This is a genomic window from Shinella sp. GW821-FHT10F02 (assembly GCF_058809275.1).
This window is the reverse complement of the sequence record NZ_JBXASL010000013.1, coordinates 59,476-81,040: the sequence shown is the minus strand read 5'-3', so window position 1 is coordinate 81,040 and position 21,565 is coordinate 59,476. Positions and strand designations below refer to the sequence as shown.

Here is a 21,565-nt window from a genome sequence, read left to right as displayed (position 1 = left end):
GCAGCCGTGAGGGACAACAGAGCGTTCCTGTCTTGACATCACACAACACAGTTGCTCGGGCTTGACCCGAGGATCCATCGGCGGGGTGTGGCGTGGATGGTCGGGTCAAGCCCGACCATGACGGAGGAGAGGTCCGAAGTCTTCCGTGCAAGCTATCAGCCCTCGAAGAATTCCTTCATCCGCGCAAAGAAACCGGCGGATTCCGGGTTGTTTTCCTTCGAGGAAATCTCCTCGAATTCCTTGAGCAATTCGCGCTGGCGCTTGGTGAGCTTCTGCGGCGTCTCGATCTGGATCTGGATGTAGAGATCGCCGACCTGCGCGGAGCGCAGCACCGGCATGCCCTTGCCCTTCAGCCGGAACTGCCGGCCCGCCTGCGTGCCTTCCGGCACCGTCACGCGCGACTTGGTGGCATCCAGCGTCGCCACATCGAAGGTGCCGCCGAGGGCGGCCGTCGTCATCGAGATCGGCACCGTGCAGTAGAGGTCCGCGCCGTCGCGCTGGAAGAACTCGTGCGGCTTCACCGAGAGGAAGATGTAGAGATCGCCCGCCGGTCCGCCGCGCACGCCCGCCTCGCCCTCGCCGGAGAGCCGGATGCGCGTGCCGTCCTCGATGCCGGCTGGAATGTTGACCGAGAGCGAACGCTCTTCCGTGACGCGGCCATGACCGTGGCACTTGGTGCAGGGATCGCTGATCGTCTGGCCGCGGCCGTGGCAGGTCGGGCAGGTGCGCTCGATCGAGAAGAAACCCTGTGCGGCGCGCACGCGGCCGGAACCCTGGCAGGTGGCGCAGGTCTTCGGGCTGGTGCCGGGTTTGGCGCCCGAGCCGGAACAGACGTCGCAGGTGATCGACGTCGGCACGCGGATTTGCGCCGTCTTACCGGCATAGGCCTCTTCCAGCGAGATTTCCATGTTGTAGCGCAGATCGCCGCCGCGCTCGCGCCCGCCGGAAGAGCGCCGCTGGCGTCCGCCGCCCATCATCTCGCCAAAGATGTCTTCGAAGATGTCGGAGAAGCCGCCGCCCTGGAAGCCGGCACCGCCGCCACCGCCCATGCCGCCCTGCTCGAAAGCAGCGTGGCCGTAACGGTCGTAGGCCGCGCGCTTCTGCGGGTCCTTCAGCGTCTCATAGGCCTCGTTGACGTTCTTGAACGTCTGCTCGGCCGTGGCATCGCCCGGATTCTTGTCCGGGTGATACTTCATCGCCATCTTGCGGAAGGCGCTCTTCAGCTCCTTCTCGTCGGCGGTCTTGGAGACACCCAGCGTCTCGTAAAAATCAGCTTTTGCCATTCGGGTTCACGTCCGTTTCAGTGGAACGGTCTTCTTGTTATGGATGAACAAGCTTGCCTTCAGCCTGCGCTGGAAACCGGACACGCAAAAAGGCGGAAGCCGGAGCGAAGGAAAGACCAGGACATCGTCACCGCTTGCAACGGGAGTGATCATCTTGGCCTTGTTCCCTTCGCGCTGACTTCCGCCCTTTTGCTATCCGTTGCACCGGCCGCTTGTGGCGGCCGGCTTATCAGGAGGCTCAGGCTGACTTCTTGCGGTCGTCCTCGTCCTTGACTTCTTCATAGTCCGCATCGACGACATTGTCGCCGTCTTCACCGGAAGACGCGTTCTCTTCGGCCTGTTGGGCCTCGTAGATCGCCTGACCGAGCTTCATGGAGACTTCCATGAGCGTGTTGGTCTTCGCCTTGATGTCGTCGGCATCGGGCTCCGAGGCTTCGACCGCGGTCTTCAGCGAGGCGATGGCGTCCTCGATGGCCTTGCGGTCGGTTTCCGTGACCTTGTCGCCGTATTCCTTGAGCGACTTTTCCGACGAATGGATCAGGCTTTCGGCCTGGTTCTTCGCCTCGACGCCCTCACGGCGCTTCTTGTCGGCCTCGGCATTGGCTTCGGCGTCCTTCACCATCTTCTCGATGTCGGCGTCGGAGAGGCCACCGGAGGCCTGGATGCGGATCTGGTGCTCCTTGCCGGTGCCCTTGTCCTTGGCCGAAACCTGTACGATGCCGTTGGCGTCGATGTCGAAGGTGACTTCGATCTGCGGCATGCCGCGCGGTGCCGGCGGAATGCCGACGAGGTCGAACTGGCCGAGCAGCTTGTTGTCCGCAGCCATTTCGCGCTCGCCCTGCGAAACGCGGATGGTTACGGCCGACTGGTTGTCTTCGGCGGTCGAGAAGGTCTGCGACTTCTTCGTCGGGATCGTCGTGTTGCGCTCGATCAGGCGGGTGAAGACGCCGCCCAGCGTTTCGATGCCGAGAGACAGCGGGGTCACGTCGAGGAGCAGGACGTCCTTGACGTCGCCCTGCAGAACGCCGGCCTGGATGGCGGCGCCCATGGCGACCACTTCATCCGGGTTGACGCCCTTGTGCGGCTCTTTGCCGAACAGCTGCTTGACGACTTCCTGCACCTTCGGCATGCGGCTCATGCCGCCGACGAGAACGACTTCGTCGATCTCGGCCGCCGTGACGCCGGCATCCTTGAGGGCTGCCTTGCAGGGCGCGACGGTGCGCTGGACGAGGTCGTCGACCAGGCTTTCGAACTTGGCGCGCGACAGCTTCATCGTCAGGTGCTTCGGGCCGGAAGCGTCCGCCGTGATGAACGGCAGGTTGATTTCGGTCTGCTGCGAGGAGGACAGCTCGATCTTTGCCTTTTCAGCGGCTTCCTTGAGGCGCTGAAGGGCGAGCTTGTCGTTCTTCAGGTCGATGCCCTGGTCCTTCTTGAATTCGGCTGCGAGATATTCGACGAGACGCATGTCGAAGTCTTCACCGCCGAGGAAGGTGTCGCCGTTGGTCGACTTCACTTCGAAGACGCCGTCGCCGATTTCCAGAACCGAGATGTCGAACGTGCCGCCACCAAGGTCGTAGACGGCGATGGTCTTGCCGTCCTTCTTGTCGAGGCCGTAGGCAAGTGCCGCAGCCGTCGGCTCGTTGATGATGCGCAGGACTTCAAGACCAGCGATCTTGCCGGCATCCTTGGTTGCCTGGCGCTGCGCGTCGTTGAAGTAGGCGGGAACCGTGATGACGGCCTGCGTGACCTTTTCACCAAGGTAGGATTCGGCGGTTTCCTTCATCTTCTGAAGGATCATCGCGGAGATCTGCGAAGGGGAATAGCCGGTGCCATGGGCCTGGACCCAGGCGTCGCCATTGTCGCCCTTGACGATCTTGTAGGGGACGAGACCCTTGTCCTTCTCGACGAGCTTGTCGTCGTAGCGGCGGCCGATGAGGCGCTTCACTGCGAACAGGGTGTTTTCCGGGTTGGTGACGGCCTGGCGCTTTGCCGGCTGGCCGGTCAGGCGCTCGCCATCATCGTTGAAGGCGACGATCGACGGGGTCGTGCGCGCGCCTTCGGCATTTTCGATCACTTTCGCGTCCTTGCCGTCCATGACGGAAACGCAGGAATTGGTCGTTCCGAGGTCGATACCGATTACTTTAGCCATGTCATTCTCTCCTTGAAGCGAACTGCCGGAACCCATTCAGGCATTCTTTTGGCAGCCCCTAATGGTATGGTCTTCTCGAAAGCTTGAGCCTGAGCCGAAGCCTTGCGGCGTATATAAGGAGCAGTCCAGACGACTGCAAGACATCGTGCGGCCGCAAAGCTCGCAAAATCAGCGCCATGAGAAGGGTGAACCGTCTGTAAGACGCAATGTGGTGAGGTTCCTTGCGGGCGTCAAGCCAAAGGGCGCGGTCGGCGGCCATCGGTGCGCGTATCCGAGCGTGTGCTGACCCGGCCTACAACATTGCCGGCGGCCTTGGCGGCCGGTGGTGCAGCAAGTCACAAGGTGGCTTTATATCCAAAGGGATTTATTGAAGGTCATGTCTGTTAAAACTCGTGCAATCGCGCCAGAATATCTCAGCATATATATAGCTGGTCGCACTGACGTCGACATCCCAATGCATATGGATCGCCAAGGAATCTTTGCATCTTCCCAGTGTATAAACGTTCCCGCCTATGACTGGAACCACGGCGATACGAATGTCACTATCGGTCCATTCGACGAGCTAAACGAAACAGCTGAACCGACATTTGATGGTGTTCTCGATACGGCTCAAAAACAGCTTATTGTTTTTGGCGCAACGGTATCCGAGTACTTCAAAACGACGGTGCCGCTAACGAAAACGCGTGTCCGCGTATGGCTCGATCACCCGATCGAGCCCTCAAACGTCGTTATCGCCTGGGGTTAAACAATGGCGGCTTCCTCTGTCTTGCTGTTAATTAGCTAGGCCGGGCTTTTATCGAGGCGAGGTTCTGACGTCATGACCGCGCAACATCTGTCGATCGCGCCAAAGTATGTCAGCTTCTAGGCTGCGGGTCGCCGGAATGTTCATATTACAACGCATATGGACCGGAGAGGGGTTCTGTCTTCGCAGGACTGCATTCTCATTCCGGCACTCTATTGGAACGACGGGGATACGCATGTGACGTTCGGGCCGGCTTCCGAGATTGTTGAGGCAAAGTAGCCCAATTTCGATGGCATTCTGAACAAGCCGAACAATGAGCTTATTCTGTTTGACGCGAATGAGCCTCAAAACGCGTATCCGGGTGTGAATGGATCATCCCGCTGAGCCCGAGAATGTCATCATCGCCTGGGGGTAGTTCGACTATGCACTAGCCGCCCAAAAGGACGTCGAGAAGGGTGGTTCGGCGCGTGCCGGTCTGCCGTTGCTCACCGACATCCGCAGGCGGGATCAGTCCGTCGTCTAAAGGAACGGCGCCCGTCTGTTCGCTCGCGACAGCCGAACGGTTGTCGGCCGGGCGTTCGTCAGTGCCCAGCGTGCGGGAGATGATGTCGAAGAGCTGGTCGCCGCCTTCTTCGGGGACGGGCTGCGTGCCGTCCACCACCGGCTGGTCGCCGCCGGCCGTGCCGAAGAGCGGGGACGGGCTGAGGCCCTCGTGGGCTGCGGTCATGAAGCTGCTCCAGGCTTTGGCGGGGAGCCCGCCGCCCGTGACCTTCTTCATCGACTTGCCGTCGTCATTGCCGAACCAGACGCCGGTCGTGAGGTTGCTCGTGTAGCCGACGAAGAGGGCGTCGCGGAAGGATTGGGTCGTGCCGGACTTGCCGGCGGCCTGCCAGCCGGGAATGCGGGCGTTCTTGCCGGTGCCTTCGGTGATGACGCGCATCATCATGCCGTTCATCATGGAGACGATGTTCGGCTCCAGCACGCGGGGCGGGTTGTCGTAGGTGTTTTCGTAGAGCACCCGGCCGTCGGCGGTCGAGATGCGGCGGATGATGTGCGGGGTGGCCTTGTAGCCGCCGTTCATGAAGGGGGCGTAGGCGGCCGTCAGCTCGACGAGCGTCACTTCCGACGTGCCGAGCGCGATCGAGGCATTCGATTGCAGCTCCGATTCGATGCCGAGCCTGCGGGCGAGTTTGATGACCTCGTCCGGGCCGACTTCCATGACGAGCTGTGCGGCGATGGTGTTCAGCGAATTGGCCAGCGCGGAGGAGAGCGTCACCTCGCCGCGATATTTCTGGTCGTAGTTCTCCGGCGTCCATTTGCCGATCCGCACCGGCGCGTCGTTGCGCACCGAGAGCGGCGAGCGGCCGGCCTCAAGCGCTGCGGCATAGACGAAGGGCTTGAAGGCGGAGCCGGGCTGGCGCTTGGCCTTGGAGGCGCGGTCGAACTGGCTTTCGGCATAGTCGCGCCCGCCGACCAGCGCGCGGATCGCGCCCGTGCCGTCGATCGAGACGAGGGCGGCCTGCGAGGCGGCGGATTTCGCGCCTTCCTTGTCGAGAAGCGTGGTGAGAGCCTCGTCGGCCTTCTTTTCGAGATCGAGGTCGATCGTCGTGTCGATGACGAGGTCTTCGGTAATGTCGCCGATCATGCCGGGAAGCTGCGCCATGACCATGTCGGCGGCGTAATGCTGGGCACCCGACCAGTAGCTCTTTGCCCGCGCGGGCGTCTGCGACATTGCGGTCTTGATCTCGGTATCGGTGACGAAACCTTCTTCGCGCATCGCGCCGAGCACGACCTGGGCTCGGGCTTCCGCCGCCTCCGGATCGCGCGCCGGCGAGAGGCGCGACGGCGCCTTCAGCAGACCGGCGAGAAGGGCGGCTTCGCCGAGGTTCACGTCGCGCGCCGACTTGTTGAAGTAGCGGCGCGAGGCGGCCTCGACGCCGTAGGAATTCGAGCCGAAGAACACGCGGTTCAGATACATCGCAAGGATCTGGTCCTTGGAATATTTGTGCTCCAGCCAGAAGGCGAGCAGCACTTCCTGCACCTTGCGCTCAAGCGTGCGCTCCGGCGAGAGGAACATGTTCTTCGCGAGCTGCTGCGTCAGCGTCGAGCCGCCCTGCACCATGCGGCCGGTGGTGACATTGGTGAACATCGCACGCGCAAGGCCGAGCGGATCGATGCCGAAATGCGAATAAAAGCGCCGGTCCTCGATGGCGATGACGGCCTGCGGGATATAGGGCGACATGTTTTCGAGCGACAGCGCCTCGCCGCCGGTGAGGCCGCGATTGGCGATGGCGTCGCCGCTGACGGCGAGGATCTTGATGTTCGGCGGCCGGTCGGGGATCGACCAGCTCGTGGCGCTCGGCATGCGCGCGCCGTAATAGAGCACGAGCCCGCCGACGCCGATGGCGCCCCAGATGCCGAGCACAACACACCAGTAGAACAGCCGGCGGAACAGGCCGAAGATGCCGCCGCCGGAGGCCTGCCGGCGCCCGCGCGCGCCGCGCCGCGGCCGTTCGGCCTTCGCCGGCTTGCCGCGACCCTTGCGGCCGGCTCCGCCCGCCACGCGATCCCCCGCGCCGACGTGAAAATCGTCGTCGTCGTTGCGGCCTCCCGATCCCTGGAAGGACGGTTCGATGCGCTGGGATTTGCGATTGGCTGCCATAAGCGGTCGGGTACACCCTCAAAAATATCGCCGTCGGGTGAACCTTAAATGCGGCGATTTAAGGGGTGGTTAAGAAATCGGAAACGGAAAGCCCCAATTTCTCAATCGTTTGCGCCTTGCAGGGGCGCAGCGCCGCCGGGGTTGTCATGTCGTTATGCGCGGTTACAACTAACGCCCGTCACAGAAGGTGGAGTGCCAGATGGCCGAATTCGCGGAAGCCTCGTCGACGGAAAGCCCCCGCAAGAAGCGCGAGGCCGTGCGCACATTCCTCGTCGCGGACCGGACCCCGATGTGGTTCACGACGCTCGCCCTGATGGTCGGCGGTATCGGCACCTACTACTTGGCCCCCCAGGTGAACGCCACCTTCGAGGAGCAGAAGATCAAGACGGATTTCGTGATCCGCAACTACAGCGACCTGCGCCAGAAAATGGAGGACTTCCAGGGTCTCTACGCGGTCGTCACGCAAAAGCAGGCGGCCGGGCTCGATATCCAGGACCAGGTGTTCAAGCTGCAGGAGATCGTCAGCCGCGTCAGCGCGCAGAACCTGTCGATGATGCCGATGTTCACCACGGCGGAAGGCCCGAAGGCAGCCGCGCAGGTGAATGCCGCCATGAACGGGATGATCGTCATGATCTTCGCCAATGCGGGCAAGACGATCGAGGCGGAGGCCGACGTCAAGGCCTATAACGAGGCGGTCGCCAAGGCGTCGCAAGCCCTCGTTCCGCCGCTGCTGCAACTCTATGTGAGCATCGGCGAGGTCGGCCGCCTTCGCCCCACCGCCGTGACGACGGATCTGCCGGAGAATTAACAGCCGAAAAGACTTCGGGCGGCCCTTTGGACCGCCCGAGAAAAGGCCTCAATAGTAAGGCGAGAGGCACTGGCGGCGGCCGCCATAGTTCGGCTGGTACGTGTTGTCATAGTCACGATACGAGCGATAGCGCGCATAGCACCATTCGGTGTGGCGCGGGTTGATGCCTTCGTAGCGCGGCTGGGAATAGCCGTCATTGGCGATCGCGCCACCGATGATCGCACCGGCGCCGAAGGCAGCCAGCGGATACCACCAGCCATCCGAATGACGGCGATAGCCGCGGCGCTCGTAACGATAGCCGCGATGGCCGCCGTACCAGCCACGGCGTTCGCGGCGATATTGAACCTGTTCGACGTCGGATGCCTGCGACGCGCCGACCTTCGGCATCGGCATGGCGAAGGCCGGCGCCGTTACGAAGGTCGTGGCAAACATGGCGACGGCCATGGCAGCGGCAATGCCGCCCTTGATCGTTGTCTTCATGTCGGTCTCCCTTGGATAGTCACTGTTGTACAGTGATCAAGACGGATGACAGCATGAAACAATTCGACTGAATACGAGATGAACCGAAACTCTCCGCCGCTTAATCGTCGCCATTGCTTGGGCGGGCCAGAAAACGCTGCCTTTCGAAGATGAGCACGACCACCAGCGCCATGATGAACGGGATGATCAGGTAGAACAGCCGGAAGACCGCAAGGGCCGCCAGCACCGTTGCCGGGTCCATGTCCGGCAGGCCGGCGATGAAGACCAGTTCCAAAACGCCGATGCCGCCCGGCGCATGCGACAGCAGCGCCACGGAGAAGGAGGCGAGGAAGATGCCGAGCACGACGAAGAAGCCCGGATTGCCCTCCGCCGGCAGCACGAAATAGATGATCGCCGCCGCCCCGATCAGCTCGATCGGCGCAATGAAGAGCTGGCGGAACACCAGCGAGGGTTTGGGATATTCCAGCCGCAGCCAGCGCGTATGGACCGGCCGGAAGCCGACGAGGCTTCCCACGACATAGAGCGCCACCAGTGCCAGGATCAGCCAGCCGGTCGACAGCGCCGCCTCGATCGGCAGGAAGGCGGCGAAGCGCTCGATGATCGCGGGTTCCAGCACCAGCACCAGCCCGAACAGCATGAAGGTGCCGAGCGCGAAGGTGAAGGAGCAGAAGGCGACGAGGACGCCCACCTCCGACCCGGTCAGGCCCTTCGACGTATAGGCGCGGTAGCGCACCAGCGCGCCGGAAAACACCGAGGCGCCGATCGTGTGCGACAGGGCATAGGTGGTGAACGAGGTGATGGTGATGAACCACAGCGAGATGCGGTGGCCGAGATGTTCCAGCGCCAGGTGATCGTAAGCGGCCAGCGCCGCATAGGCGACGAGCGTCGCGACGCTCGCGAGGATCCAGCCGGAAACCGGAATGGCATGAACGCTCGCCATGAACTCCGCAAGCGACAGGCCGCGCAGGTCCTTGTAGAGGATGTAGATCGACAGGATGATCGCGGCGGTGCTGACGAGCGGCCAGAAGAATTTTTTCAGCCGCTTCATCCTGCCTTATCCCCTGCCCCCGGCGCCCCATCGCCTGAGCAGCAAGGCTCTCTCGCAATCCATCCGTCTACCGCCATTCCGTTCCTTCCCCATTGTGTGGACCTGTCATCGCCTGTCCGCGATGCGGTCCTTGTTTAACCAGTTGACCAGCATATCCGTTCCGTCCGGTTAACGCCGGTCAACCGTGTCATCACATCTTGGTCAGCGCGCCGCGAGCGCCGAGAGGATGCGCACCCAGGAGCGGATGCCCTTCTCGAAGGAGCGCAGCTCGTATTTCTCGTTCGGCGAATGGATGCGGTCGTCCGACAGCGCAAAGCCGACGAGCAAGGATTCCATGCCGAGCATTTTTTGGAAATCGCCAACGATCGGGATGGAGCCGCCCATGCCGATGACGACGGCGGGCTTCGGCCATTCGTCGGAAAGCGCGTTCTTCGCCTTGCCGAGCAGCGCGGAATCATAGGGAAGCTGGATCGCTGGCGAGCCGCCATGGGCATGGAACGCCACCGAGCAATCGGCCGGGATCTTTGCGCGCACATAGGCGCGGAAGGCGTCGCGGATCTTTGCCGGGTCCTGCTTGCCGACCAGGCGGAAGGAGACCTTCGCCGAGGCTTCCGCGGCGATGACCGTCTTGAAACCTTCGCCGGTGTAACCGCCGGTGACGCCGTTCACTTCGGCGGTCGGGCGCGCCCAGGTGAGTTCGAGCACGGAGCGGCCCTTTTCGCCGGATGGGATCGACAGGCCGATCTCGCCCAAAAAACTTTCCGAGGAGCTGCCGAGCTTTTCCCAGGCCGCCTTGATCTGCGTCGGGGTCTCCTCGACGCCGTCGTAGAAACCATCGAGCGTCACCCGGCCGGTCTCGTCGTGCAGGCCGGCGAGGATGTTCGAAAGGATATGGATGGGGTTTGCGGCAGCACCGCCGAAATAGCCGGAATGCAGGTCGCGGTCGGCCGCCTTGACGACGACCTCTTCGCCGACGAGGCCGCGCAGGCCTGCGGAAATCGCCGGCGTATCGGCGTCCCACATGCTGGTATCGCAGACGAGGGCGAAATCCGCCTTGAGCTCTGCCGCATTGGCTTCGAGGAAGGGTTTCAGCGAGGGCGAGCCGGATTCCTCCTCGCCTTCGAACAGGATGGTGACACGGCAGGGCAGCGCGCCCGCCGTTTCCTTGTAGGCGCGGCAGGCTTCCACGAAGGTCAGGAGCTGGCCCTTGTCGTCGGAGGTGCCGCGGCCGGTGATGATGCGGCGCCCGCCGCCGGCATCGCGCACCGCGGGTTCGAAGGGATCGTGGTCCCACAGGTTCAGCGGATCGACCGGCTGGACGTCGTAGTGACCATAGAACAGCACATGCGGCGCATCGGGCTTCGCGCCGTCATGATGGGCGACGACCATCGGATGGCCGGGCGTATCGCGCACTGTCGCGTCGAACCCGAGCGTGCGCAGCTCCGTCACCAGCCATTCCGCCGCCCGGCGGCACTCCGCCTTGTAGGCCGGATCGGTGGAGATGGACTTGATGCGCACGAGTTCGAACATGCGTTCGAGGCTCGCCGGAATGCCGGCGCTGGCGTGGTCGAGGACGGGCAGAATATTGGTCATGGTCGAATCCTTGCGAAACTCGGCGCGACATTAGACCGATCGCATCGGGGAGGGCAAATCGTATGACGATTCTGGTGTTCTCAGATCCGCGGTTCGCGGCCGAGATTGGCCAGCACCATGCGCATATATTCCAGCAGCAGCTCCCGCTCGAAGCGGCGGAAGCCGTGGAAAAGCGCATCCTCCGTGGCGCTTGCCGCCTCCATCGCCGTCTCGCGCAGCGCCTTGCCGCGCTCGGTCAGGAAGACCAGTTGCGCACGCCTGTCCTTGGGATGGCGGCGGCGCGAGATGAGGCCGTCGCGCTGCATGCGGGCGAGCGTGTTGGCCATCGTCGCCTGTTCGATGTCGAGGCGGTCCAGAAGTTCGCGCTGGGTGAGGCCGTCGCCGTTCCACAGTTCCAGCAGGACCGGGAACTGGCCGGGCGCAAAGCCGGCCCCGTCCGCCCGCGCCTGAAGGGTGCGGGACGCCGCCTTCGCCAGGAGATTGGCGAGATATGCTGCCGACTCCGTCCGGTCAAAGTCCATGACCGGAAGCTATGCCGGTTTTCGATAGAAGACAATCAAGGATCACGGGCAAGACAAGTGCCTGAAACCGAGAAGCCGCCGACGACAGGAGGCTTGTCGCGGCGGCTTCTTCGAATGATGGACAAAGGCCCGGAGAGGGGGATAAGGCCTTTGTCCTTTGTCTGGCGCGGCGGGGGACAGGCCGGGTGCCAGACAACGGCTTGATCAGGTGCCGTTGGATAATATTTGTGGGTCCGAATGTGGCTTTTCAAGGGTTTCAGAGGGCAGCGAAAATTACAAATTGGTAACGTTCGCGTGACCCTTTCCAGAGCCCCGAAACGGCCTTGAAACCGCAATGAGAGATAGACGCGGAAAGCCGCCCGCGCTATCCATTCACCCCATGAAAAAAGGTGATCATCTCTTCCTCGTCGACGGCTCCGGCTTCATCTTCCGCGCCTTCCACGCTATCCCGCCGCTCAACCGCAAATCGGACGGGCTGCCGGTCAATGCCGTCTCCGGTTTCTGCAACATGCTGTGGAAGCTGCTCAAGGATGCGCGCAACACCGACGTGGGCGTGACGCCGACCCATTTCGCGGTCATCTTCGACTATTCCTCGAAGACCTTCCGCAACGAGCTCTACGATCTCTACAAGGCGAACCGCACCGCGCCGCCGGAAGACCTGATCCCGCAGTTCGGCCTGATCCGCCATGCCACCCGCGCCTTCAATCTGCCCTGCATCGAGAAGGAAGGTTATGAGGCCGACGACCTGATCGCCACCTATGCCCGCCTTGCCGAGGCCGACGGCGCCGATGTCACCATCGTCTCCTCCGACAAGGACCTCATGCAGCTCGTGACGGCGAACGTCTCGATGTACGACAGCATGAAGGACAAGCAGATCTCCATTCCCGAAGTCATCGAGAAATGGGGCGTGCCGCCGGAAAAGATGATCGACCTCCAGTCGCTGACCGGGGACAGCACCGACAACGTGCCGGGCGTGCCGGGCATCGGCCCGAAGACGGCCGCGCAGCTTCTCGAAGAATATGGCGACCTCGACACGCTGCTTGCCCGCGCAGACGAGATCAAGCAGGTCAAGCGCCGCGAGAACATCGTGGCGAACCGCGAACTCGTGCTGCTTTCGCGCCAGCTCGTGACGCTCAAGACCGATACGCCGCTCGACACGGTGCTGGACGAGCTGGTGCTGCATCCGCAGGACGGGCCGAAGCTGATCGCCTTCCTCAAGGCCATGGAATTCACCACGCTGACGCGGCGCGTCGCCGAAGCCTGCGACTGCGATGCCGGCGCCATCGACGCTGCCGACGTGCCCGTCGAATGGGGTGCGGAAGCGCGCGGCCCGGACCTCGACAAGGGCGAGGTGGCCGGTCCCGCGCTCGTGCTCGATGGCGGTGAGACCGCGGCGGAGGCGGCCTCGACGCTGCTGCCCACAGCCAGCCCCGGCGACGCCACGCCGGCCGCACTCGCAAGAGCCCGGGCGGAGCGCTTCTCCGCCGCGCCGATCGATCATTCCGCCTATGAGACGGTGCGCGACCTGGACGCGCTCGACCGCTGGATTGCGGACGCCCGCGAGACCGGCCTCGTCGGCTTCGACACGGAGACGACCTCGCTCGACCCGATGCAGGCTGAGCTTTGCGGCTTCTCGCTGGCGATCGCGAGCAATGCCAAGGACCCGACGGGCATCACCATCCGCGCGTGCTACGTGCCGCTCAACCACAAGACCGGCGTCGGCGACCTTCTGGGCGGCGGGCTTGCCGAGGGGCAGATCCCGATCCGCACCGCGCTGGAAAGGCTGAAAGGCCTGCTGGAAGATCCTTCGGTCCTCAAGGTCGCGCAGAACCTCAAATACGACTACCTCGTCATGCGCCGCCACGGCATCACCGTGCTGGGCTTCGACGATACCATGCTGATGTCCTATGCGCTGGATGCGGGCGCCGGCACACATGGCATGGACACGCTGTCCGAGCGCTGGCTCGGCCACAAGCCGATCTCCTACAAGGACGTCGCCGGCTCCGGCAAAGGCGCCCAGACCTTCGACATGGTCGATATTTCCCGCGCCACAGCCTATGCGGCGGAAGATGCCGACGTGACGCTGCGCCTCTGGCATGTGCTGAAACCGCGCCTTGCCGCCAACCGCATGACCACCGTCTACGAGCGGCTGGAGCGCCCGCTGGTGCCGGTGCTCGCGCGCATGGAAGAGCGCGGCATCACCATCGACCGGCAGGTGCTCTCGCGCCTTTCCGGCGAGCTGGCGCAGGGTGCCGCCGGGCTCGAAGAGGAAATCTACGAGCTTGCCGGCGAACGCTTCAACATTGGCTCGCCGAAGCAGCTCGGCGACATCCTGTTCGGCAAGATGGGTCTGCCCGGCGCCTCGAAGACAAAGACCGGACAGTGGTCGACCTCCGCGCAGGTGCTGGAGGACCTCGCCGCACAGGGCCTGCCGCTGCCCCGGAAAATCGTCGACTGGCGCCAGCTCACCAAGCTGAAATCCACCTATACCGACGCGCTGCCGGGCTTCGTGCATCCTGAGACGAAACGCGTGCATACGTCCTACGCGCTCGCCGCCACGACGACCGGCCGCCTCTCCTCCTCCGACCCGAACCTCCAGAACATTCCGGTGCGCACGGCGGAAGGCCGCAAGATCCGCACGGCCTTCATTTCAACGCCCGGCAACAAGCTGGTCTCGGCCGACTACAGCCAGATCGAGCTGCGCGTGCTCGCCCATGTCGCCGACATCCCGCAGCTGAAACAGGCCTTTGCAGACGGCGTCGACATTCACGCCATGACAGCATCCGAAATGTTCGGCGTGCCGGTCGAGGGGATGCCGTCGGAAGTGCGCCGCCGCGCGAAGGCGATCAATTTCGGCATCATCTACGGCATTTCCGCCTTCGGCCTCGCCAACCAGCTCTCCATCGAGCGATCGGAAGCCGGCGACTACATCAAGAAATATTTCGAGCGCTTTCCGGGCATCAAGGACTACATGGATTCCACCAAGGCCTTCGCCCGCGAAAACGGCTATGTCGAAACCATCTTCGGCCGCCGCGCGCATTATCCGGAAATCAAGTCGTCCAACCCGTCGGTTCGCGCCTTCAACGAACGCGCCTCAATCAACGCGCCCATACAGGGCTCCGCCGCCGACATCATCCGCCGCGCCATGATCAAGATCGAACCGGCGCTGGAAGAAGCCGGCCTCTCCGCCCGCATGCTGCTTCAGGTGCACGACGAACTGATCTTCGAGGTCGAGGACGGCGAAGTCGACAAGGCGATCCCGCTCATCGTCGACATCATGGAGAATGCGTCCATGCCGGCGCTCTCAATGAAGGTGCCGTTGAAGGTGGATGCGCGGGCCGCGCACAATTGGGACGAGGCGCACTGAGGGGAAGGCAGCCCCTCATCCCGCTGCCGCGACCTTCTCCCCGCAAGCGGGGCGAAGGGACAAGGGGCAAAGCCTTATTCCAACATCGATGCCTACTGTCTGGGAGCACCGGTGCAACACCCCCTTCGCCCCGCTTGCGGGGAGAAGGTGCCGGCAGGCGGATGAGGGGCCGTTATACGGTCTCGTTCATCTCCGCATGCCCCGTCTGGATATTCCACAGCGTGCGGTAAAGCCCGGGACACTCCACCAGCCTGTCATGCGACCCCGACTGGATGATCCGCCCCGCCTCCATCACATGGATCGCATCGGCATGGACCACCGTGCTGAGCCGGTGCGCGACGAGGATCACGGTGCGCTTGCCCTTCATCTTGGCGAGCGAGCGCTGGATCGCCGCTTCCGTCTCGTTGTCCACCGCGCTCGTCGCCTCGTCGAGGATGAGGATCGCCGGGTCGATCAGTAGTGCGCGGGCAAGCGCGATGCGCTGGCGCTGGCCGCCGGAGAGTTTTTGGCCGTATTCGCCGATCTGGCTTTCATAGCCGTCCGGCAGCTCGCGGATGAAGCCATCGGCCTCCGCCATGCGGGCGGCCGCCTCGACCTCGTCGCGGCTGGCACCCGGCCTGCCATAGGCGATGTTGTCGGCGATCGAGCCGGCAAACAGCGTCACCTCCTGCGGCACCCAGGCCATGCTTTTCCGCAGACATTCGCCCGACCAGTCGGCGAGCGGCACGTTGTCGAGCAGGATGCGGCCCTTCTGCGGGCGGATGAACAGGCCGAGCAGCTTGATGAGCGTCGACTTGCCACTGCCGGTGGGGCCGACCAGCGCCACCGTCTCGCCGGCGCGGATGGCGAGGTTGATGTCGGTCACGCCGCCGGGGCTTGTCGCGTAACGGAAGCCGACATGGTCGATCTCGAAGCGGCCGGAAACCTTGGCCTCATGGGAGCCGTGCGGTTCGCCGCGCGGCTCGTCGAGTAGACGAAGGATGCGGCGCGTCGAGGCCATGGCGCGCTCGTAGAGGTCGGCGATCTCGGCAAGGCCCGTCATCGGCCAGAGCAGGCGCTGCGTCAGGAAGACGAGCAGGCCGTAGGCGCCGACCTGCATCTGGCCGGTCAGCGTCAGCCAGCCGCCGATCAGGAAGGTGGCGAGAAAGCCGGACAGGATCGCCATGCGGATGATCGGGATGAAGGCGGAGGAGACGCGGATCGCCGCCCGGTTCGCCTCGACATAGCCCAAACTTTCCTTGGTCAGCGCCGCCGTCTCGCGCGCTTCCGCCCCAAAGGCGCGGATGGTCTGGAGGCCTTGCAGGTTGGTAGTGAGCCGGGCGCCCAGACCGCCGGCGCGCGCCCGCACCGCATCGTAGCGGGCCTGCGCGCGGCGCTGGAACCAGAAGGCCCCGGCAATGATGGCCGGCACCGGCGTGAAGGCGATGACCGCGATCAGCGGGCTGACGATGAAGAACACCGCGCCGACGAGGATGACGGCGGCAAAGGTCTGGATCAGCTCGTTGGCGCCGCGATCGAGGAACCGTTCGAGCTGGTTGATGTCGTCGTTCAGCACCGCGACGAGATCGCCGGAGCGGTTCTCCTCGTAGAAGCTGGTCGGAAGGTGCTGGGCGTGGTCATAACAGAGGATGCGCAGCCGGTGCTGCACATCCTGCGCCAGGCCGCGCCAGAGGATCTGGTAAAAATATTCGAAGAGGGATTCGCCGAACCAGATGAGGAAGGTCGCGATGCCGAGCAAAGTAAGCTGGTGCACCGGATCGGTGATGCCGACCTGCGCCACGAAGGAATCCTTGCCGCGCACCACCACGTCGAGCGCGATGCCGATGAGGATTTCCGGCATGACGTCGAAGATTTTGTTGATGATCGACGAGGCGACCGCCCGCACCACGCGGCCCTTCTCTTCGCGAACGAGAGAAAACAGCACGCGCAGCGGATGGCGGGTGCCGGCGGAATGAGGAGCGGATTGTTCGGACGCAGTCATGAAACGGGACCTGTTGTCGGACCGGGAGAGGCCAGCGGGCAGTGCCTTCGCCTCTAGCCGGGTGGACCAGCGCTTGCAATCTCTTAATCCTGTTCGCCAAAGAAGCGCTGCCTTAACGCTGCCTTAAGATCGTCGGAGTCTTGATCGGCGCGAATGGGCGCAACGCCCTATCGCGGGACGAACCGGTGCGACAGCCGACACGGAGACAAGGCATGCGATCCTCATCCGGCGCGGCAATATTTTTTAGGGCGGTGGCGGCCATGGTGGCGATAGCGGTTCCCGTTACGGCGAGCGCCGGCTGCCTGCGCGGCGTCAATCTCGCCGGCGCGGAATTCGGCGAGGGGCGCGGCACCTTCGACAAGGACTATACCTACCCCTCGAAGGAGACGATCGCCTATTTCGCCGGCAAAGGATTCAATGCGGTGCGCCTGCCCTTCAAATGGGAGCGGCTGCAACCGCGCCTCAACCGCGGCTTCGACAAGGCGGAGCGCAAGCGGCTGGCCGGCACCGTCAAGGCGCTACGCGCCGCCGGCATGACCGTCATCCTCGACCCGCACAACTATGCTTACTACGGCGACAAGCAGATCGGCTCGACCGAGGTGCCGGAGAGCGCGTTTGCCGATTTCTGGCAGCGGCTTGCCGAGGACTACAAGGATGACGACGGCGTGCAGTTCGGACTGATGAACGAGCCGCATGACGTGCCGGCCACGCAATGGCTCGCCTCCGCCAATGCCGCCATCGCCGCCATCCGCGAGACGGGCGCGAAAAACCTCGTGCTGGTGCCCGGCACGGTCTGGACAGGCGCGCACAGCTGGGAGGAAGAGCGCGAGGGCGGCGCGAACGGCACCGTCATGCTCGGCATCGCCGACCCGGCCGACAACCACGCCTACGAGGTGCACCAGTACCTGGACGGCGACTTTTCCGGAAAGGCAACCACCTGCGAGCGGGCGGACGATGCCGTGGCGGCGCTGGAACGCTTTACCGATTGGCTGAAGCGCAATGGCAAGCGCGGCTTCCTCGGCGAGTTCGGCGGCTCGGCCGACCAGGTCTGCCTGGATGGCCTCGCCCGCATGACGGCGCTTGTCGGCAAGGAACAGGATGTCTGGACCGGCTGGACCTATTGGGCGGGCGGCGACTGGTGGCCGGCCACAGAACCGCTCAACATCCAGCCGACCGCCGACGGCGACCGCCCGCAGCTTGCGGCCCTTGTTGCCGGCGGCGAACTGCCGGCCAAACCCGGAAGCTGCCCTGCGCTACCCTGACCCTTTCCGCCAGCCTGAATTTCGCCTTGTCCCACACGCTTTGCGATTATGGCTAACAGAGCTTCAACGGCGCCGAAGCGTGCCGTTCCAGAACACCGCCCCTCCCGCGCAATACCGTGGAAAACCGGGGCTCTTCGATCTTCCTTCATGAAGCTTCACAATGGGTCGCACCACCTTGGTGCAGCCCTCCGGCGCACTTCACGAAATCTTATCCATGTCCTTTCAGCCGATCTTATCAACCGTCGGTTATGCCTTTTGGGAAGAATACGCCAAGAGCCCGCTGTCCGGCCGGCGCACGAAAATGCCGGCACAAAAACGATGGAGAAAGCGACATGAAGCAGAAGATCCGTGACATCCTGGCAAAACACGGCGCCCTCCCGGTTCCGGTCGATCAGCTTGCGGACGATTCCGATCTCTATGCGGCCGGCCTTTCCTCCTTCGCTTCCGTGCAGGTGATGCTCGGCATCGAGGAAGCCTTCGACGTCGAGTTCCCCGACAATCTCCTGAACCGCAAATCCTTCCAGAGCATCGCCGCGATCACGCGGGCGGTCGAAGGTCTGACCGGTAGCGCGGAGGCGGCGGAATGACCATGACCGTCGGTACGAGCTTCGCGGAACGCGCCCAGCGCGTCTCCGCCGTGGCCGCAGTGCATGCCGACGACGTGGACGCCAAGGGCCGTTTCCCGCGGGAAGCCGTCGACGCGATGATCGCCGAACGGCTGCTCTCGATCCAGATTCCCGCCAGCCTCGGCGGCGAGGATGCGAGCGTCTCCGAGATTGCCGAGGCGTGTTCGCTTCTCGGCCAGAGCTGCTCGGCCGCCGCCATGGTTTTTGCCATGCACCACATCAAGCTTTCGAGCCTCGTCACGCATGGCGCCGATAGCGCCTGGCATTCCGCCTTCATGCGCCGCGTCGCGGACGAACAGCTGCTGCTCGCCTCGGCGACGACCGAGGGCGGCATCGGCGGCAATCTTCGCAACAGCATCTGCGCCATCGAAATCGACGGCGACACCTGCCGGCTCACCAAGGACGCGACCGTCATCTCCTACGGCGCCCATGCCGACGCGATCCTCATCACGTCCCGCGCGCACGCGGACGCCGCCTCGACCGACCAGGTCATGACCGTCTTCACGAAGGACCAGTACACGCTGGAGCAGACCCATGTCTGGGACACGCTCGGCATGCGCGGCACCTGCTCTGATGGCTGGCTGTTCAAGGGCGAGGCGCCGAAGGAGCAGATCCTTCCCAAACCCTTCGCCGAGATCGCCGCCCAGTCGATGCTCGCCACCTCGCATCTGTTGTGGAGCGGTGTGTGGTACGGCATCGCGGTCAACGCGGTCTCCCGTGCACAAGCCTTCGTGCGCGCCGCCGCCCGCAAGAGCCCCGGTGTGGCACCGCCCGGCGCGCTGCGCCTTGCGGAAGCCTCGAACCTGCTCCAGCTCGTCAAGTCGAACACGATCGCCGGGCTTAAGGAATATGAAGCCGCCAAGGCCGATCCGGACAAGCTGTCCTCCATGGGCTTTGCGGTGGCGATGAACAACGTGAAGATCGCCTCTTCGGAAACGGTCCTCACGATCATCAACCAGGCGATGCTGATCTGCGGCATCATGGGCTACAAGAACGGTACGCCCTTCAGCCTCGGCCGGCACCTGCGCGATGCGCATTCGGCCCAGCTCATGATCTCCAACGACCGCATTCTCGGCAATACGTCGAACCTGCTGCTCGTTCACAAACAAGACACCAGCCTGACGGGGTGAAACCGATGGACATGCAAACCTCTCTTCTCGACAGGCTCTTCGATTCAGGCCTGCTCATCGATACCGGCGTGGAAGGCCTCTATGGCCGCAGCGGCGCCTTCGAGGACGTGATCGCCCGCTTCGAGCGGCTGATCGACGCCTATGGCGGCGCCGACGGCGCGGAGGCCATGCGCTTCCCGCCCGGCATGAACCGCGCGCATTTTGAGACGTCCGGCTATATGAAGAGCTTCCCGCAGCTCGCCGGCACCGTGCACAGCTTCTGCGGCGGCGAACTCGACCATATGAGCCTCTTGCAATGCATGGAGGTCGGCGGCGACTGGATGAAGGACCAGAAGCCGACCGATATCGTGCTGACGCCGGCCGCCTGCTACCCGCTCTATCCGACGATCGCCAAGCGTGGCCGTTTGCCGGCTAAGGGTGGCCTCTATGACCTGCAATCCTACTGCTTCCGCCACGAACCCTCGAACGACCCCGCCCGCCAGCAGCTGTTTCGCATGCGCGAATATGTCTGCATGGGCACGCAGGATCATGTGACGGAGTTCCGCCAGACCTGGATGGACCGTGGTCTCGAAATGATGGCCAAGGTCGGCCTCGACGTGACGATGGACGTGGCGAACGACCCGTTCTTCGGCCGCGCCGGCCGCATGCTCGCCAACAACCAGCGCGACCAGAACCTGAAGTTCGAGCTGCTGATCCCCGTGACGTCAGCCGCCAAGCCGACGGCCTGCATGAGCTTCAACTACCACCAGGACGCCTTTGGCGCGAAGTGGGGCCTGAACCTCGAAAACGGCGACGTTGCGCACACCGCCTGCGTCGGCTTCGGCTTGGAACGCATCGCGCTCGCCCTCTTCGCCCGCCACGGCCTCGATATTGCCCTGTGGCCGGCCGAGGTCCGCAAGGTGCTGGGATACCAGGACTGAGCATGGCCGCCGTCTTCGCCGGGGCCGATCCCGAGACCTACCGGCCGCACGCGCTGCACGATGCGGAGCGCATGTGGCCGGAGACCAACTGCTATGTCGATCTCTGGATCGAGGTGCTGAACGCCTTCGGCACCACGCCGGAGGCGATGCTCGGGTTTTCCGTGACCCAGGACTTCGAGGGCGACCAGTTCACCTTCTTCAAGGTGCCGCTGGAAGACCTCGAAAGCCTCTACGGCATCCGCGCGACGGAACTCGCCATCTTCGACAAAGTGGAAAGCCACATCGCGACCCAGATCGCGCGCGGCCGCCTCTGCCTCGTCGAGATGGACAGCTTTTACATGCCCGATACCCGCGGCGTCGCCTATGGTCAGGAGCATGGCAAGACGACGGTCGCGATCAACCGGCTGGATCTTGAGAACAAGCGGCTCGACTATTTTCACAATGCCGGCTTCTTCCGGCTGGAGGGTGCGGATTTCGACGGCCTGTTCCATTTGAATGACGGCCCCGACGAGCTGCCCTTCCTGCCCTATACGGAATTCGCCAAATTCCCGGAAAAGCGGCCGGATGAAGTCCATCTCCGCCGTGAAGCGAGGCGCCTGCTCGCCATCCATTTCGGCCAGCGCCCGGAGGCGAACCCGATCGCCGCCTTCGCAAGCGTCTTCCCGCAGCAGGTGGAGGCGGTGGCGGATCGCCCCTTCGGCTTCTTCCACAAATATGCCTTCAACACGCTGCGCCAGCTCGGTGCGAATTTCGAGCTTGCCGGCAGCCATCTCGACTGGATCGCGCCGGATGGGAGCCTCACCGAGGCTACTGAGGCCGCGCGAAAAATTTCCGAGACGGCGAAATCCGTGCAGTTCCAGATCGCCCGTGCCGTAACCCGCCGAAAGTTCGAACCGCTGACGACCGCGCTCGATCCGGCTATCGAAGCCTGGGACAGGCTGATGGCGACGCTTGCCGCCCGCATCGGCTGACGGGGGGATGTGCTTGACCGGA

The 21,565-nt window shown here is 63.6% G+C and carries 17 protein-coding genes; 9 read left to right on the top strand and 8 right to left on the bottom strand.

Annotation, left to right across the window (positions count from 1 at the left end):
- Positions 1 to 155 precede the first annotated feature (155 nt).
- Both dnaJ and dnaK read right to left on the bottom strand, forming a co-directional pair.
- Positions 156 to 1,283, bottom strand: coding sequence for a molecular chaperone DnaJ (gene dnaJ, locus AC1RWL_RS30695; RefSeq protein WP_256121371.1), 1,128 nt, complete (start codon positions 1,281 to 1,283; stop codon positions 156 to 158).
- 238 nt (positions 1,284 to 1,521) lie between these two features.
- Positions 1,522 to 3,432, bottom strand: coding sequence for a molecular chaperone DnaK (gene dnaK, locus AC1RWL_RS30690; protein WP_493097222.1), 1,911 nt, complete (start codon positions 3,430 to 3,432; stop codon positions 1,522 to 1,524).
- Between the two features lie 325 nt (positions 3,433 to 3,757).
- Here dnaK and AC1RWL_RS30685 point away from each other — a divergent pair, with 325 nt between their 5' ends.
- On the top strand, positions 3,758 to 4,177 hold the full coding sequence (locus tag AC1RWL_RS30685) for a hypothetical protein (protein ID WP_493097223.1): 420 nt from the start codon (positions 3,758 to 3,760) through the stop codon (positions 4,175 to 4,177).
- Between the two features lie 424 nt (positions 4,178 to 4,601).
- On the opposite strand, the gene AC1RWL_RS30680 is transcribed toward AC1RWL_RS30685, so the two are convergent.
- Positions 4,602 to 6,836, bottom strand: a complete 2,235-nt coding sequence (locus AC1RWL_RS30680) for a transglycosylase domain-containing protein (protein ID WP_493097224.1) — start codon at positions 6,834 to 6,836, stop codon at positions 4,602 to 4,604.
- Between the two features lie 199 nt (positions 6,837 to 7,035).
- Between AC1RWL_RS30680 and AC1RWL_RS30675 the strand changes: the two genes are divergently transcribed.
- On the top strand, positions 7,036 to 7,644 hold the full coding sequence (locus AC1RWL_RS30675; RefSeq protein ID WP_493097225.1) for a hypothetical protein: 609 nt from the start codon (positions 7,036 to 7,038) through the stop codon (positions 7,642 to 7,644).
- 48 nt (positions 7,645 to 7,692) lie between these two features.
- On the opposite strand, the gene AC1RWL_RS30670 is transcribed toward AC1RWL_RS30675, so the two are convergent.
- The 4 genes from AC1RWL_RS30670 to AC1RWL_RS30655 all read right to left on the bottom strand — a co-directional run bounded on the left by AC1RWL_RS30670 (position 7,693) and on the right by AC1RWL_RS30655 (position 11,286).
- Positions 7,693 to 8,124: a BA14K family protein gene (locus AC1RWL_RS30670; protein ID WP_435266906.1), complete on the bottom strand. Its 432-nt coding sequence runs from the start codon at positions 8,122 to 8,124 to the stop codon at positions 7,693 to 7,695.
- Between the two features lie 100 nt (positions 8,125 to 8,224).
- Positions 8,225 to 9,172 (bottom strand): lysylphosphatidylglycerol synthase domain-containing protein, encoded by a 948-nt coding sequence (locus AC1RWL_RS30665; protein ID WP_256121367.1) that lies wholly within the window; start codon positions 9,170 to 9,172, stop codon positions 8,225 to 8,227.
- 201 nt (positions 9,173 to 9,373) lie between these two features.
- Positions 9,374 to 10,765, bottom strand: coding sequence for a dipeptidase (locus AC1RWL_RS30660; RefSeq protein ID WP_493097226.1), 1,392 nt, complete (start codon positions 10,763 to 10,765; stop codon positions 9,374 to 9,376).
- 80 nt (positions 10,766 to 10,845) lie between these two features.
- The gene (locus AC1RWL_RS30655; protein WP_256121365.1) at positions 10,846 to 11,286 is read right to left on the bottom strand and encodes a MarR family winged helix-turn-helix transcriptional regulator; all 441 of its coding nucleotides are present in this window, start codon (positions 11,284 to 11,286) and stop codon (positions 10,846 to 10,848) included.
- Positions 11,287 to 11,665: 379 nt separating this feature from the next.
- Between AC1RWL_RS30655 and polA the strand changes: the two genes are divergently transcribed.
- A complete protein-coding gene (gene polA / locus AC1RWL_RS30650; RefSeq protein WP_493097227.1) occupies positions 11,666 to 14,653 on the top strand; it encodes a DNA polymerase I in 2,988 nt (995 codons plus the stop codon).
- A 172-nt stretch (positions 14,654 to 14,825) separates the two neighbouring features.
- Here the strand turns inward: polA and AC1RWL_RS30645 are convergent, their stop codons facing one another.
- Positions 14,826 to 16,634, bottom strand: coding sequence for an ABC transporter ATP-binding protein (locus tag AC1RWL_RS30645; RefSeq protein WP_493097228.1), 1,809 nt, complete (start codon positions 16,632 to 16,634; stop codon positions 14,826 to 14,828).
- A 260-nt stretch (positions 16,635 to 16,894) separates the two neighbouring features.
- Here AC1RWL_RS30645 and AC1RWL_RS30640 point away from each other — a divergent pair, with 260 nt between their 5' ends.
- The 6 genes from AC1RWL_RS30640 (at position 16,895) to AC1RWL_RS30615 (ending at position 21,543) form a co-directional block, all read left to right on the top strand.
- Positions 16,895 to 17,896 carry a glycoside hydrolase family 5 protein gene (locus AC1RWL_RS30640; protein ID WP_493097229.1) on the top strand — a complete coding sequence of 334 codons (1,002 nt, stop codon included), beginning with the start codon at positions 16,895 to 16,897 and terminating at the stop codon, positions 17,894 to 17,896.
- Between the two features lie 160 nt (positions 17,897 to 18,056).
- Positions 18,057 to 18,248 carry a hypothetical protein gene (locus AC1RWL_RS30635; RefSeq protein WP_493097230.1) on the top strand — a complete coding sequence of 64 codons (192 nt, stop codon included), beginning with the start codon at positions 18,057 to 18,059 and terminating at the stop codon, positions 18,246 to 18,248.
- Complete coding sequence (locus tag AC1RWL_RS30630) at positions 18,229 to 18,483, top strand: acyl carrier protein (RefSeq protein ID WP_439614715.1); 255 nt, start codon at positions 18,229 to 18,231, stop codon at positions 18,481 to 18,483. The genes AC1RWL_RS30635 and AC1RWL_RS30630 overlap by 20 nt, the downstream gene beginning before the upstream one ends.
- Entirely contained in the window at positions 18,480 to 19,652 is a 1,173-nt protein-coding gene (locus AC1RWL_RS30625) for an acyl-CoA dehydrogenase family protein (protein WP_493097231.1), read from the top strand. The genes AC1RWL_RS30630 and AC1RWL_RS30625 overlap by 4 nt, the downstream gene beginning before the upstream one ends.
- Before the next feature lie 5 nt (positions 19,653 to 19,657).
- Positions 19,658 to 20,572, top strand: coding sequence for an amino acid--[acyl-carrier-protein] ligase (locus AC1RWL_RS30620; RefSeq protein ID WP_327509294.1), 915 nt, complete (start codon positions 19,658 to 19,660; stop codon positions 20,570 to 20,572).
- Between the two features lie 2 nt (positions 20,573 to 20,574).
- Entirely contained in the window at positions 20,575 to 21,543 is a 969-nt protein-coding gene (locus AC1RWL_RS30615; RefSeq protein ID WP_493097232.1) for a DUF1839 family protein, read from the top strand.
- Positions 21,544 to 21,565 lie beyond the last annotated feature (22 nt).